The organism is Methylobacterium sp. WL116 (assembly GCF_008039455.1).
In the GTDB taxonomy this organism is placed as follows: domain Bacteria; phylum Pseudomonadota; class Alphaproteobacteria; order Rhizobiales; family Beijerinckiaceae; genus Methylobacterium.
In genome coordinates this window covers 1-13,115 of the sequence record NZ_VRUV01000081.1, presented here as the reverse complement: position 1 = coordinate 13,115, position 13,115 = coordinate 1, and the positions used below count along the sequence as shown (strand labels likewise).

Genomic DNA, 13,115 nt, shown 5'->3' with positions numbered 1-13,115 from the left:
TCTGGGCCGTGGCCTGGGCGGTGGCGATCACCTCGCCGGCCCGCTTCGTGATCTGCGCGCCCGAATGGGTGATCTCGTCCACCGTCGCCGCCGTCTCCTGCACCGCCGCGAACTGCTCCTCCACCGACGCCGCCTGCTCCTGCGCCGAAGCACGGATCTCGGCCGCCGCCGCGTTCAGGTCCGAGGTGGCGGTACGGTTGGTGCGAGCGAGGTCGGCCAGCCCCGCTACCATCGCATTAAGGGTACGCTTCAAGCGACCGATCTCGTTGTGGCCGCCTTCCCCGAGTGTACCTGTCAGGTCGCCCTCGCCAACATGCTCGACGAAGGTCATTACCCGCCCGAGCGGCCGGACGATCAGCCGGTTGATGGCGATCCCGATCCCGATGCAGATCAGGAGCGTCAGCAGGGTCCCGCCCCAGAGCGCAAGGCTCTCGTTGCGCTCGGCCTGCGTGACGCGAGCGGCCTGTGCCGCACGAGTCTGTTCTTCCAGATTGTCGATGGCGATGAGCTTGCTGCGCAGGGTGTCGTAGAACTGCTTGCCCCTGCCTTCGGCCTCGATACGCACCCCATCCGGTCGCGTCTTCGGATCCGCGGCCTGACGTATCGCGGTTTCGCCGATGTCGGTTTGCCAAGCGCGCGCTGCCGTCACGGCATCGGCAAACAGACGCGAACGCTCGGCATCGTTGCCGATCAAGGTGCTCAAATGTATGATCGTCTGGTCCAGGGCCGGCCGCCCCGCGCGGTAGGGCTCCAGGCTGCTCTCGCGCCCGGTGATCAGATAGCCGCGTAGGCCAGTCTCCTGGTTCAGCATGGCGGTGCGGAAGGCATCGAGCCCCCGAACCACTTGGGTCGAGCGGGCGAGGGCGTCGGTCGCATCCTGCAAGTGGTTGCGTGTGGCTAAGATCGCCCCGCTGCTGAGGACCGACACCAGCGCGATGACGCCGATCGCACCTCCAAGCGTGCGGTTGAGGCCAAACGTGTTCGGCATGTTCGAGCGTTCCTACGCAGACCTACGACACCATGTGGCAACCGCCATCGCTGGCCCAGTCAGCTAAATTAGATTTCAAATCAAGCTGGTATTGGTTCCATACGCCAATGGCGGCAATCTGAACGTCAGCAGGGATAGGCTGCAATAGGCCGCCGCCTGCGACCGGCGCATGAGCCGCGGCCAGTTGGGGAGGGGTTCGCGTTGACGCGCCATCGCCTTGGCCGAACATGAGGCAGATCCGGTCACGCGGCCTCAACCTTGGATCAGAAGTTGCCGATGATGACGGACAGCCTTGGCTACGACCATCCCTACACCCTGCCCGAGATTGAGCGTGCGCATGAGATAATCGCCCGCGGCGTCGTCCATTACGGCACGGTCTACCTGCCGCTGCTGGATCGGATGGAGCGTGAAGTCGTCCACGCGAGGCGCCAGGTCGAAGGCTCCGCCCGTGCGCAGGCAGTTCTGGACGGGTACGCGATGCGCCGCCTCGGCGAGGCCGCGTCGTCATGAGGAAGCTTCCAGCGTCTCCCTCCATCCGGTTCCGGATCGACCCGGCCTACGTCTGGGCTGACAAGGCCGCGCGCCGTATGGGCCTCACCCCGGATCAGTTCGGGGAGTACCGGCGACGCCTCTACGCCCGCGGGTTTCCCGTGCCGGACGAGACAACCGGCCTGTACGACATCGAGGCGATCGACCGGTGGCGGATGCGTCAGCGCCCCGATCTCTACCCCGAGGTGCAGCCCGGTCTGCCTGCTGTTGGGCCTGCCCCTCGGACAGACTTTAAAGCGCGGTTCGAAGAAGCTCAGAGGGCCAAGAGCATGGGCAAGCGCTTCGCTGACGCCGAACAGACACGGCGTGCAAAACCCTTAGCTAGGAACGGCGGGCACCCTTAATGGCCCCCGCGACAGCCGTCCTTCTGATCCTGGAACCGCATGATCCGGTCCGATCTCGTCCTAACGCCTCGCCACTCTAAACCCGCATCTCCGTGAGCGAAGCTGCGAGAAGCTGGTCGATGCCATTCTGGGCCGCATCTCTGATGCGCTGGTAGCCGGCGATCGGGTGGAAATTCGATGGTTCAGGTTGTTCGCAGTGAAGGAGCAGCCTGCCCGACAGCGGCGCAACCCGAAACGGGGGCCGTGATCGTGGGGTCGGCCAAGACCGTGCTTGTCTCCAAGGCCGGCAAGGAGATGCGGGATCGGGTGACCCCCAAGGTGGCCCTGGGGTGCATAAGGCAGCCGTTCTCAGGCTGAGGCTGAACCAACTTTGGGTGGCGCAATTGACGGGGCATGGGACCCATCGTCGTCATCGCTGCCTCCGCTGGGGGCCTTACCCCAATCAAACAGATCGTGGCCGCGCTACCGGCATCCTGCTCGGCATCTGTTTTCATCGTCTGGCACACCGGCAGCCGTCCCAGCATCCTGCCGGAAATCTTGAACATGACGAGCCGCCTGGTCGTCGGACACGGGGAGGATGGCGAGCTTATCCAGGCTGGCCGCGTCTACGTCGCCCCTCCCGACAAGCACATGCGGTTGGGCTTTGGTTCGATCTGGCTGGATCAGGGGAGCAAGGTGAACTTCACCCGTCCAGCCGCCGATCCCTTGTTCATCTCAGCTGCCGAGGACTACAGCGAGCGCGTCATCGGTATCGTGCTCAGCGGCTACAACGGCGACGGGGCGGATGGTCTCGCCAGGGTTAAGGCTCGCGGTGGTTTGGCTCTCGTCCAGAAGCCCCAGGAGGCCGAGCAGCCCTCGATGCCCTGGGCAGCCCTCATGGCTGATCATCCTGACGCCAGCCTGCCGGTCGCAGAGATTGCCGCTCGCGTGGCTGCGTTGACGCAAGGATGAGCAGCCGTGAATTTGGCCGTTGGTGTGCTACGCTCCGCAGATGAACGCCGACAGCGTCACGCCCTGGTTTGTCGCCGTTGGTGCTTCGGGCGCCGCGGGCCTCACCGATATTAAGGCGCTGCTGCAGGCCTTGCCCCCGGATCTGCCCGCCGCGGTGCTGATCGTGCTCCACCGCTCGTGGGACCACATCAGCCACCTGCGCGAAGTACTGGCTCGGGACTCGAACCTGCCGGTCGTTATCCCGGCACAGGGCGAGCGCATCAAGCCTGGCGTGGTCTATATCGGTGAGCCCGCTGATCATCTCACGCTGGCGGCCAGAAGCTTCGGTGAGAACATCAGCGACCCGGCCCGCCGTTACGGCAATCGGACTGTGGACCTGCTATTCCACTCGGTGGCCGTCCATGGCGGGCATCGCATCATCGCGGTCGTGCTCTCGGGTTCGCTGGACGACGGATCCCGCGGCCTCGCCGCCATCCATGCGGCCGGCGGCCTGACGATGGTGTTGACGCCGGACCACCAGCCGATACCTGGCATGCCGGAAAATGCGATTGCTTATGACGGTCCAATCGACGTGATCGGTAGCCCCTACGACATCGCAGATGCCATCGAGAAAGCGGTCCGACACCAGGGACTGTAGGAGCAGGCCCGTCCCCCGATCTGATCACGGGGTGACGGGTGCGTCGTCCATCTCACCCACGAACCGGTCCTGAGCCCGGTTTAAGGGCAAGATGCCCTCAACCCGTTATCGCGACGTCAACGATCCACCACCGGTTAGTCCCAAGACACGTTACCCGCTTCTTATGCCGCGGGATCGTGTTCGTTTGGGCGTGGTTACCCCTACAGATCACAGCGCGGAGTCGTCGCCATGGCCCAGACCCGGCATCTAAATTTACATTCTGACCCAGTTGAAGAAGGCGCGCAGGCTCGTATCCATGGCAGGCCGAAGGATGCTTGTCCCTATCCTCAAAACAGCGAAGAGCGTGCCTCCTGGATGGAAGGCTACGACGGCACGCCCCGCGATGATGCCCCTAATTGGCATCTGGGATGAGCGCGTTGGCCATTATTAAAAAGCTCGAACAATCATGATATTAGAAGCCCAAGCCGCGCAGCATCCTGATGGGGTGGCAGGCCGAGCGCTCCTAGTGGCTAGATTGAGCCGCTTGTCCCCTTCTGAGTGCAAAGCATTCCATAAGGCAGTTCGTGCCTGCTTCGCATCGCGCGCGCTGGCGGCTGCTAACGAAAATCGAGAAGTCGACCGAGCTTTGGTGTGATGCCACTCGTGTTGGTTAGATTTGGACGGTGACCAGCGATGGACCGCGATCAAGAGCCTGAGGAATGGATCGTCGGTTAAAATGCCTCGTCACCGATATGGGACTGTAAGGCGATGCGACCCGCATAAGTGATTGCCCACTTCCTCGATCCGTCCGCGGAGCTGGCCCCGATCGGCTCGACGAAACCCATCTTCATCAACCCGGGGATTTCCTGATCCCCCTTGGCATAGCGGCGTGGTCCGCGCGCTAGCAGCGTCAGCCGGTAATGCTGGCTCGGCCGCAGCTTACTCTTCATTCTACCGCCCTCTCACGGCGTCTTCCCCTCCTACAATCTGATGCCCTGCTATGGCTATGCCATCACCTCGGCCGATTGGGCGGAACGCGAGTATCTAGGACGTCCAGGCAATCGTCGAACGAGCCAGCACTGGGCCCCCCCTTGCAGCGGTGTATCCATTGGTCGAGGTCGCGTCAGTCGTACCGCAGCAAGGCGCCGGAGCCGAACCGGATCGGCTCCACGTCGCACTCCCGCTGGAACACGATGCGCGAGAAGCCGCAGTACGATGCAGCCTAAGCCCTAGATGAGAAGCTGTGCTGCAGACAGGACCAAGGTGTGTTCGTTCACTGGCTGTCCGACGGCTGATCAATCTGTTCTCGTATCGATGCCGCTGGAGGCGCAGGCCGATCCTCGGTCCGGCATGGTGCCTTGGATCGATTACCGCTCCACCTTGCGCTGAACGATCATGCCGTACCAGCCCAAGCCGAGGTAGGTCTCGTAACCTGGTGTCCGGTGGAAAGCTGTGACCGTGCCCGTCTGGCTGTCTCTGGTAATTCCGCTGGCCTGACCCTTCGGATCCAGCGGCAGCACTTCACTGAGGACACCCTGACCGTCAGACGCTGCCAGGACACGGCGGTTAGTATCGACGAGCAAGACACGGGTTCGCGCTCGGTCCGCCGGAGCGACACGTACCCCTTCCACGATTGCGCGGGCTTGGGGCTCCCAGTCGAAGTGGATGCCAAGCACGCCAAGCATCGGCCCATTCGCTCGGCCGCCTTCACGCACGCTGGCCGCGTAGGTGGCGACCTGAGCCCCACCAAGCCGGTTCTCACGGCGTACGTTCGCGCTGACGTAGTCGTCACCACTGCGCAGCGCAATGGCGTTCTGAAACCAAGGCTCGCCGGCTACGCTTTGACCGCGCACACCCGGGTAGCGATCGGGTCTGCCATTGGCGATGACGACGCCGTTCCGGTCGCAAAGCCAGAGATCGAGGTAGACGGTATAGGCTGACAGGATAACGCCCAGGCGTTCGCAGGCGTAGGCGGCGGATGCCTCACCCGGGCTTGCCGCGCAATCGACGACGGCGGCATCCGTCGCCCACCAGCGCACGTCGCAGGTCCGCTCATAGAGGTTGCGGTCGATTAGTTCGACGGCGTTCAGGGCCAGGTCGGTCAAGCGCTCGGCCTCGGCCTTCTGTGCCATCCCTTCGACGGCCTGCTGCAGCATGCCGATCCGCCCCGACAAGTGAGCCTCGAGTTCACGAGCCACCCCATCGATCTCAGCCCCAATCGACCGAACTTCGTGCGCAACGACGGAAAAGCCCCGTCCTTGTTCACCAGCTCGTGCAGCCTCGATGAGCGCGTTGAGCGCGAGGATCCTGACCTGCGCGGTGATCTGCTGGATCCGACGCGTCTTGTCGCCGGCGATCTGATTGACCTCGGAAGTGAGGCTCGCAATCGCAGCCAATGTGGGATCGACGTTGACCGGAAGGCCACCCGTCGGCGGCGCAGTTCCCACAACTTTAGGATGAGGGTTCATAGGTTTATCAACTCTCAGGGCTGCATTCAAAATGCAGCGCGAAGGTTAATAAGTTCTGGTAATCTCAAATCAGTTCTGAAATCCTCATCACATCGGCGTTACTGAATGACTGGCAGGGAGCAATAGCGATGGATTTGGCTAAGGCCTTGCTCAGGCGCCAAATTTGAGTTTTTACGTCCCCAGAACCGGATACCCCCCCTCATCCGTTCGTAGGGACGAATTCGGGGGCGCCCCATGAAAATGGCCCCGCAAGCTAGCTTCTGCAGGGCCATCGGGTCGTTGGTTCGGTGTTGGCGACGGACCTCAGCAGTCGTTGCTGCCCGGCTTCACCACCTGGCCCTCTGCCGCCTTCTTATCGCCATCGGCAGGCTTGGTGCCGGCGCCGACGTTGTTCAGGGCGCCGACTGTTCCGGGAGACTCCGCTTTGGCGCCAGGGGTCGTCTTGGCGGACGACGTGCCATCAGTCATCGAGCTTTTGTCGGTCGAAGACGACTTGCCTTCCATATTGGTGGTCGTTCCCACCGAGCACGGGGCGGCGTAGGAGGCGCCGGCCGTCAGCATTAGGATGGCGGCTGCGCCTGAAAGAGTTGCAAGCTTGGTCATGTTTCCTCCGGACTGTATTGTCGGAAGGAAACCAATTTCGGCACGATGGTTCCGACCCTGCGCCACTAAGGCCTTTGCCGTCCCTGGAAGGGTCGAAGCAGCCAAGCCATGCCCTTCGCCTCAGCCTGCTCAACCGCGTCCGTTTCTGCCATCCGACCTGTCTCCGTGCCGATCTCATAGACGATCTGCGTCAGCAGGGGTGGGAGTGGAACGCTGTACTCACCGAGCAGCAGGGCAGCATCCATGAGCGCTCGGATGTGCTGATCGGGAACCGGCCGGCTCATGATCTGCGCATCCAGCACCTGATCGGCGAGGAGGCCGGCGAGGCCTGAGACTTCGGACAGGCGGTCAGGCGCGGCGGTCAGGCCTTCCGCTCCCGGAACCGGATGCCAGCCCCTCCGCCGTTCTCAGGGATGAATTCGAGTCCTGCGCGCTCGAAGGCAGCAATCAGCAGCTGCATGTTCGCTCCCATCAGCCGCCCGGCCTCTGGCTTGAGTTCGAAGGCTGAGATCGTGGGTTTTGGGACGCCCGACGCCTCTGCGAGTTCCTGTTGCTGCCATCCGACCATTGCACGCGCCGCGCGGACTAAGCGGGGCGTCAAACGGATAGCGGTTACGGACATGCGACTCTCTGCGACACAGGAAAAATGGGGGCGCAAGCGAGAAAAAACGATAACCCGGTTATAGGGCTATTGACCTGAACGTAGTGCGATCCCTATAACTGAGACATAGCAAATCGCATCGGATTTGGCCATGTCCCTCTCCTCGCACCTTACGTACATTGACCGCAGTGAGGCGCACCGCGCCCGCGTCCGGGCTGGCCTCCGCGCTCCGACCCCGACCTACAATCCCCGTATCGTCTCGTGGGGCGGCACGCTGGGGCAGCGATGGAACGCGACCATCAAGGCGGTTGGTACGTCGATCCCCGAAGGCACTGTCGTCCTCGCGGTTCGCCTGAACGAGCACGGCCAGCGCAACGTCGTCCTGGTCGAACCCTACGAGGGCGATCGGGCTGCGTTCGCGAGCTTCCCCCGCCTGGCTCAGGTGCTCGGCGCCACCGAGATCCAGATCTGCGCCGCGGGCGGCACGGTGCTGGAGCGCAACCGGATCGCCGGAGAACTGGCGTGGCATGCCCGTCTCAACCGCGCCGCCCTGCTCGCTCGCCCCCTCGTCGTCGCCGGCACCTTCGACCGCTCCGCGATCATGACGACCGCCTGTGCTGCCGCGAAGGCCCGCCAGGCTCTCACGGGCGAGACCTGGGGCGCCTGCCTCTCCGCTGCCCTCAAGGGCGTCTGGTCGATGGCGAAGGCTGCGCGCCTCGCCTCCGCGAACTGAGGGCCGGACCGATGCGGATCACGCGCCAATCCATGATCTCGGGCGAGACCAACACGCTCGACCTCCCCGTCACCTACGAACAGTTTGCAGCTTGGCAGGGTGGCGAGCCCATCCAGCGGGTGTTCCGTCACCTGCCGCCGTGGGATCGCGAGTTCATCAAGACCGGGATCACCCGCGCCGAGTGGGACGTGATGTTCCCGCCCGAGGAGGAAGCGTAGCCATGGCGATGCTCTCCGTGGCCTCGGGCCACCTGTCCCGCCGCACCGTCCTCGGCGCCTTCCTCGTCGTCGTTGCCTCGCGGATATCTGCCACGGCCTCTGACGGCATCCTGCCCGCGATCCGCTGGGCCGAGACTGCCGATGCCGCCTACCTTGCCTCGGGCCGCATCGCCGTAGACCTAGCTGCCGCCGGACGCCCTATGCCGGCCGGGTGGACCGCTTACCGCGCCTCGCTCGCCCGTGTGCGTCGGGTCGCCCGCCTCGACCTCTACGCCCTGACGCCGACCACGCCAGAGTCTGCCGAGGCGCTGGCCGCCTACCACACCGCGCGTGGTGAGCGGGCGGGCAGCTCCGGCGCCCGCCGAGCTGCCCGCCGCCGGCTGCGCAAGGTGTTCGCCCGGCCGGGCGCCGTGCTCCCGCCCCGGCCGACCTAGTCGGCACCGCCCTCCCCTTCGCCTTCCCTGCCTGCCTGCCTTCACGAGCCCTCCGGAGCCCGAACGATGTTGCACGTCCGTACCCTCGCCCTCGACCCCGCCGCCGACCCAATCTACGGGGCCATCGCCCGCCACCGCACCGCCTACGACGCCTTTCAGGTCGCCCCCGAGGGCGAGGCGTCCGTGATCGCCAACGACGACTACGAAGCTGCAACCGACGCCTTGGTGACGACGCCATGCACGTCTCGGTTCGGGGCGCTGGCCCTGCTCGGACACCTGCGCTGGTGGCTCCGCGAGGAAGCCGAGTTCTCGGCAGCCCATCAGCCCGGCTACGGCATCGCGCAGGCCCGCGTCGCCGACCTCACGCTGTTCCTCGGTACCAACCTGCCGCCGGTCACGATCCCGCACGCCTTTCCCTCGGGGCGCCTGCCGCCTGCCCCGGCCCGCCTCCTGCCGGGCGTCGATCGCTACAGCCAGAGCGCGGCGCTCGCCCTGCCGAACGAACCCGTACCCAGCGAGTGCGCCCCATGGGAGGCCGTCGCCGCGGTTCGTCCTGACACCGCCTTCGTCCGCTCCCTCCGCTTCATGGATGCCAGCGCCGAGCTGCTGGCTGCCTTCGTCATCATCGGCGGCGGCTGCGTCCTGACGGGCTTCGCCTCGCTGCTCTGAACCCTTCCTGCCCCTCGCCCTGGGCCGGATGGCTCACGGGCTCCCTCCTCGGAGATCCCGATATGCGCAACCCCTTGAAGCGTCACCCCAGCACCGAACCAAAGCCGACCCTGCGCGAGCGGTTCGCGGCGACGAAAGCCAAGGCCGGTATAGCGTTGCGGCGCACGAGGCCGCAGCCGGAGGCCGATACTGGCCCCGATCTCAACGACCGGACCGCCTTGGTCTGCTACTCGACATGGCTGGGAATTGAGCAGCGTCGGGTCTGCCTCGAACTCTACCCCCATCTCGGCCCCAAGGGGACGGCCTTCTCGGTCGGCTTCAACGCGGGCGAGGAATGGCACTTCAACGGCAGCAACCGGACCGGCGGCCTGAAAGACCGTGGCCCCGTTCTGCACCGCGCCGTGCGCCTTCTGGACACCCTCGGGGTCGATTGGCGCGGCGACATCGCCAGGGGACGGGGGCCTGACGATATCGCCAGAAATCTCACGACAGATACCGGCGAGCGGCCCCCCATGCCCCGCGGCTGGCCTGCGACGGACGCTGCGTTGGTCACTGCCGCAGGCGATGCCGAACGGATGGAGGCAGCAATCCTCGCCCTCGTCACGGGGGACGATCGCGACATGGACGAGATCCCCGGCTACTCCGAATTGGATGAGGCTCGCGACGAAGCGCAAGCGACGTTGGTGCGAGAGCGTGCCACGAGCTTAGCGGGGCTCCGGGCCAAGGCCAGCGGCTTCGACCTGCCGAGCCAGAAAGCTCATGACCGCTGGCTGGCGAAGCTCGGTGCGTCCATCGCTCGCGATCTCCTTCACGGCACGAACCGTCTCGTCGAGCCCATGCCGGACCCGGTGTTCGAGGCGATCGAGGTGACCAAGCGGCTGTCTGCGGCCCGTAGCGCCGCCCTGCACCTCGACCAGCTTTCCGGCAACATCGATCCACCGGAGCAGGCTGAGACCCGCGAAGCCTTCTTCGCGCATGTCGATGACGTGCTTCTCGTGACCGTGCCGAGGACGGCCGCCGGGTGCGCGGCCCTGTGCCGGTACGCCCTCGCCTACCACGAGGAACACGGCTGCGCCTTGGACGAGTCTTGGGACAACAACCACCACTTCCGCATCCTGGATCTGATCGCCCGTTCGCCGCGGCTCTGACGCCACCCGCTGCGGCGGGGCCGACCCGCCGCGCGCCCTTTCATCCCGAGGATCATAGGAGCACGCGCGTGCCCTCTCTCAAGCTGTCCAATCCCTTCCGCCGGGGCGCTGATCGCCCCTCCCTCAGAGACCGCGCCGTGGCCCTCAAGGCTACCGCCGCCCGCGTGATGGGCGAGGCCAAGCCGCACAGGTCGGCCAAGGCCGCGGATGACGCCGTGCTCGTTGCGCTCGGACGTGAGTTCGAGACTGCAGTGACCGAGGCCGCAGCAGCGGAAAAGGCGTGCGACGAGGCGGCGGCCCGTGCCGGGCCCTTCCCCCTGCCGTCCGCCTGCCTGGTCTTTCGTGAGACCGACTACCCCTTCGGGCTTCGCCGCATGAGCTGCCATCCCTCCGCCCTCGAAGGGTTGCCGATCACGCAGGGGGACATCGACTGGATGCGGCGCGAACCTCGGCAGCGTCAGGTTCTCCGCGAGGCCCGGCCGGGCGAGCACGGATGGCGCGACTATGGTGGCAAGGTGCCGGAGATGCAGCCGTGGCCGGAGGCACAGGCGCGTGCCGACGAGATCCTTGCGGCTTGGAACGCATGGCAGGCGGCGCAGATCGCGCATGACGCCGAGCATGGTGTGATCGATGCCGAGGCTCGCAGCGAAGCCGCACACGCCAAGCTCGGGGATTTGCTCGACCAGATGACGGCTCTACCGGCACGCACGGCGGAGGGGCTTTGCGTCAAGCTTCGGACGATACGGTTCGGGGTGGAGTGCATGGGCGACCACCAGACCGGCCGCTTCCTGCGGGCGTTGGTTCAGGATGCCGCCGACATTCAGGCCCAGCCTCTCAGCCAAACACCGTCGCACATGGCGTTGGTCAGTGCCCCCTCGCCTTCCGAACTCAACGCTGCGACCAAGGCCTGATCGATGGGTGATGTCCCGACCTTCCGGCCGCGCGCCGTGGCACCGCACGTCCCGGCGCCCCCATCACTGGCCGAAACCCGGCGCATGATCGAGGAAGCGGCACAGAGCGCTCTCGACACCGCGGACAGCCTGCTCGCGATCCTCGACCGGATGGACGGTGATGCTGATGCCGAGGACGGCGGGGATGCGGAACCCGCCCTCGCCGCCCTTGAGGACCATCACGGCAGCCAGATCGTGTGGCTGCGCAATAATGATAGTGGCCGAGAGGCGGGGCCGCCTGAGCTAGTGCTACCGGTCGAGGCGGTCGAGCAGGCGGTGATCCCATTCACGCCCCTGCCCTGGGGCGGCAACGGCAATGTTATCTCGGCGGCTGGCGTGGCGCTGCTCGACATGGTGGCAAGGCGGTGAGCCTCGCGCCAAGCTATCTTATCAGCATAGGCGCCAGGGTAAACGCCGCTGACGTGTTGAATAACGTCCGTTTCGGCCCAACCGTTTCCTAAAGGGAGCTGCTAGGCTGAGAGGTGGCATAAGCGCCTCAAGAACCACGTTAGCCGCCAGGTAGATTTTGGCGCATTTGGACTGTGTCTTGGATAAGGCTGCTTCATCGTGCTCACCTCATGCTCTTACGACCCGACGTCGGGCTGACAGGGTAAGGCACAAGAGCGAAAGGCGCAGACGGCTACGAATTATTCCGTTTTGAAGAGTCGCTCCTAGCGATACGCCAAAAACAGCGTTGACCCGATCGTTACGCTTGCGGCGGTTCAGAATAATTCTGAACCGCAGGAGCCTCCGAGACGGTTGGCATGATGCACGACTCTGCGCGCTTGTCGCATTGCCATGTTTGCCTGGCGTGATACGTTCCGTTCCGAAGTTCTGGGGCTTCACAGAAATGACGCGACCTGCCTGGCCAGCCCCCGCTGCGCCGGGCTTTTTTGTGCTCAGTATCCCGACGATGGCACCGCATAGGTGAACTTGAAGACCTCCAGGTCGTTTGCATTCGCAACCCGCGCGAGAGCATCCTGCCCTCGACATGCCGAAAGTACCCCATGAAAAAGCTTTTGATTGCCGGTGTCGTACTGTTCGCGGCTGCGCCGGCCCTTGCTCAGACTGAGGCTCCTCGCCAACCCGGTGCGAGCAGCACGGTCATTCAGAACCAGCCGAACACCACGGGCAATGACGGCGCCACGTCCGTCTCTCGTGGCGCTACCGGTGCGGAAACGGTAACAAGGGACTCGGCGGCTGGTGGCAATGCCGGAAAGCCAGAGCAAGCTGTCCCGAACGGCAGCGCAGGCAGTGGCGGCAGCCAGTAAGCATTGATCCTTGGCGAGTGAACCTTCTGTGGTGAGACCGCCTTATCCCGCCAGGGAACTCGTCTGATCAGCCCGGCCGGAGAAACCCGCGCCGGGCTTTTTCGTGGCTACGATCAGAACGATCCGCTTCAGCGCGGCGTTGCCGTTGGATCATCGAGGAAACCGATATGGCCCCGCGCATCTATCCAGGCAGTCCCGACAGGCCGGGCCACGGCGCCAACAGCGTCGAGCATCGCATCGGCCAGGACGTGGACGGCGTCGACCAGCTCAGCAGCGTCGTCCTGATGGGCCTCGCGATCGGCGGCGCGGCGCTGGCGCTGATCCTGGTGCACTTCCTGATCGGCTGAGGCGGGTCGGCTCGCGCCTTCTCAACCGGAAGGCGAGGAACGATCGGATCGTGGCCGTGGTTTCACGCCGTGGCACCGACCCGGTGCGGCAGCAAGGACCCGGCACCGATGACCAAGACCCGTCTCACAGCCTCTGCGATCGCGGCCGCGGCCTTCGGCGCCGTCCTGATGTCGGCCGGCGCCGTCTCCGCCGCGACGCCGGCCTACATCAGGACGGCGCCGAAG

17 protein-coding genes and 1 pseudogene are annotated in these 13,115 nt (G+C 65.0%); 14 read left to right on the top strand and 4 right to left on the bottom strand.

Annotation, left to right across the window (positions count from 1 at the left end):
- Window positions 1–988 (bottom strand): CHASE3 domain-containing protein (locus FV223_RS09115; RefSeq protein ID WP_147726581.1); only part of this gene is annotated, 988 nt, incomplete at its 3' end.
- Between the two features lie 276 nt (window positions 989–1,264).
- Here FV223_RS09115 and FV223_RS09110 point away from each other — a divergent pair.
- The 5 genes and pseudogenes from FV223_RS09110 (at window position 1,265) to FV223_RS09090 (ending at window position 3,880) form a co-directional block, all read left to right on the top strand.
- Entirely contained in the window at window positions 1,265–1,498 is a 234-nt protein-coding gene (locus FV223_RS09110) for a hypothetical protein (RefSeq protein WP_147726580.1), read from the top strand.
- A 422-nt stretch (window positions 1,499–1,920) separates the two neighbouring features.
- Window positions 1,921–2,238: pseudogene (locus tag FV223_RS09105) on the top strand (HU family DNA-binding protein).
- Between the two features lie 36 nt (window positions 2,239–2,274).
- A complete protein-coding gene (locus FV223_RS09100) occupies window positions 2,275–2,832 on the top strand; it encodes a chemotaxis protein CheB (protein WP_147726578.1) in 558 nt (185 codons plus the stop codon).
- Window positions 2,833–2,872: 40 nt separating this feature from the next.
- Complete coding sequence (locus FV223_RS09095) at window positions 2,873–3,469, top strand: chemotaxis protein CheB (protein WP_147726576.1); 597 nt, start codon at window positions 2,873–2,875, stop codon at window positions 3,467–3,469.
- Between the two features lie 228 nt (window positions 3,470–3,697).
- On the top strand, window positions 3,698–3,880 hold the full coding sequence (locus FV223_RS09090) for a ribosome modulation factor (protein ID WP_147726575.1): 183 nt from the start codon (window positions 3,698–3,700) through the stop codon (window positions 3,878–3,880).
- A 935-nt stretch (window positions 3,881–4,815) separates the two neighbouring features.
- Here FV223_RS09090 and FV223_RS32395 read toward each other — a convergent pair.
- Both FV223_RS32395 and FV223_RS09080 read right to left on the bottom strand, forming a co-directional pair.
- The gene (locus tag FV223_RS32395; protein ID WP_147726573.1) at window positions 4,816–5,916 is read right to left on the bottom strand and encodes a methyl-accepting chemotaxis protein; all 1,101 of its coding nucleotides are present in this window, start codon (window positions 5,914–5,916) and stop codon (window positions 4,816–4,818) included.
- A gap of 303 nt (window positions 5,917–6,219) precedes the next feature.
- Window positions 6,220–6,519: a hypothetical protein gene (locus FV223_RS09080; RefSeq protein ID WP_147726572.1), complete on the bottom strand. Its 300-nt coding sequence runs from the start codon at window positions 6,517–6,519 to the stop codon at window positions 6,220–6,222.
- 74 nt (window positions 6,520–6,593) lie between these two features.
- Here FV223_RS09080 and FV223_RS30215 point away from each other — a divergent pair, with 74 nt between their 5' ends.
- Window positions 6,594–6,851 (top strand): hypothetical protein, encoded by a 258-nt coding sequence (locus tag FV223_RS30215; RefSeq protein WP_187276099.1) that lies wholly within the window; start codon window positions 6,594–6,596, stop codon window positions 6,849–6,851.
- A 29-nt stretch (window positions 6,852–6,880) separates the two neighbouring features.
- Here FV223_RS30215 and FV223_RS09070 read toward each other — a convergent pair whose 3' ends face one another.
- On the bottom strand, window positions 6,881–7,141 hold the full coding sequence (locus tag FV223_RS09070; RefSeq protein WP_147726570.1) for a helix-turn-helix transcriptional regulator: 261 nt from the start codon (window positions 7,139–7,141) through the stop codon (window positions 6,881–6,883).
- 130 nt (window positions 7,142–7,271) lie between these two features.
- Between FV223_RS09070 and FV223_RS09065 the strand changes: the two genes are divergently transcribed.
- The 8 genes from FV223_RS09065 (at window position 7,272) to FV223_RS09025 (ending at window position 12,890) form a co-directional block, all read left to right on the top strand.
- On the top strand, window positions 7,272–7,853 hold the full coding sequence (locus tag FV223_RS09065) for a hypothetical protein (RefSeq protein ID WP_147726568.1): 582 nt from the start codon (window positions 7,272–7,274) through the stop codon (window positions 7,851–7,853).
- A gap of 11 nt (window positions 7,854–7,864) precedes the next feature.
- Window positions 7,865–8,071 (top strand): hypothetical protein, encoded by a 207-nt coding sequence (locus tag FV223_RS09060; protein WP_147726566.1) that lies wholly within the window; start codon window positions 7,865–7,867, stop codon window positions 8,069–8,071.
- 2 nt (window positions 8,072–8,073) lie between these two features.
- Window positions 8,074–8,505 carry a penicillin-binding protein gene (locus FV223_RS09055; protein WP_147726565.1) on the top strand — a complete coding sequence of 144 codons (432 nt, stop codon included), beginning with the start codon at window positions 8,074–8,076 and terminating at the stop codon, window positions 8,503–8,505.
- A gap of 66 nt (window positions 8,506–8,571) precedes the next feature.
- Entirely contained in the window at window positions 8,572–9,174 is a 603-nt protein-coding gene (locus FV223_RS09050) for a hypothetical protein (protein WP_147726563.1), read from the top strand.
- A 62-nt stretch (window positions 9,175–9,236) separates the two neighbouring features.
- Window positions 9,237–10,322 carry a hypothetical protein gene (locus FV223_RS09045; protein WP_147726561.1) on the top strand — a complete coding sequence of 362 codons (1,086 nt, stop codon included), beginning with the start codon at window positions 9,237–9,239 and terminating at the stop codon, window positions 10,320–10,322.
- 68 nt (window positions 10,323–10,390) lie between these two features.
- Window positions 10,391–11,233, top strand: a complete 843-nt coding sequence (locus tag FV223_RS09040) for a hypothetical protein (protein WP_147726559.1) — start codon at window positions 10,391–10,393, stop codon at window positions 11,231–11,233.
- Between the two features lie 84 nt (window positions 11,234–11,317).
- Window positions 11,318–11,641 carry a hypothetical protein gene (locus tag FV223_RS09035; RefSeq protein WP_246689647.1) on the top strand — a complete coding sequence of 108 codons (324 nt, stop codon included), beginning with the start codon at window positions 11,318–11,320 and terminating at the stop codon, window positions 11,639–11,641.
- A gap of 1,069 nt (window positions 11,642–12,710) precedes the next feature.
- The gene (locus tag FV223_RS09025; RefSeq protein ID WP_147726553.1) at window positions 12,711–12,890 is read left to right on the top strand and encodes a hypothetical protein; all 180 of its coding nucleotides are present in this window, start codon (window positions 12,711–12,713) and stop codon (window positions 12,888–12,890) included.
- Window positions 12,891–13,115 lie beyond the last annotated feature (225 nt).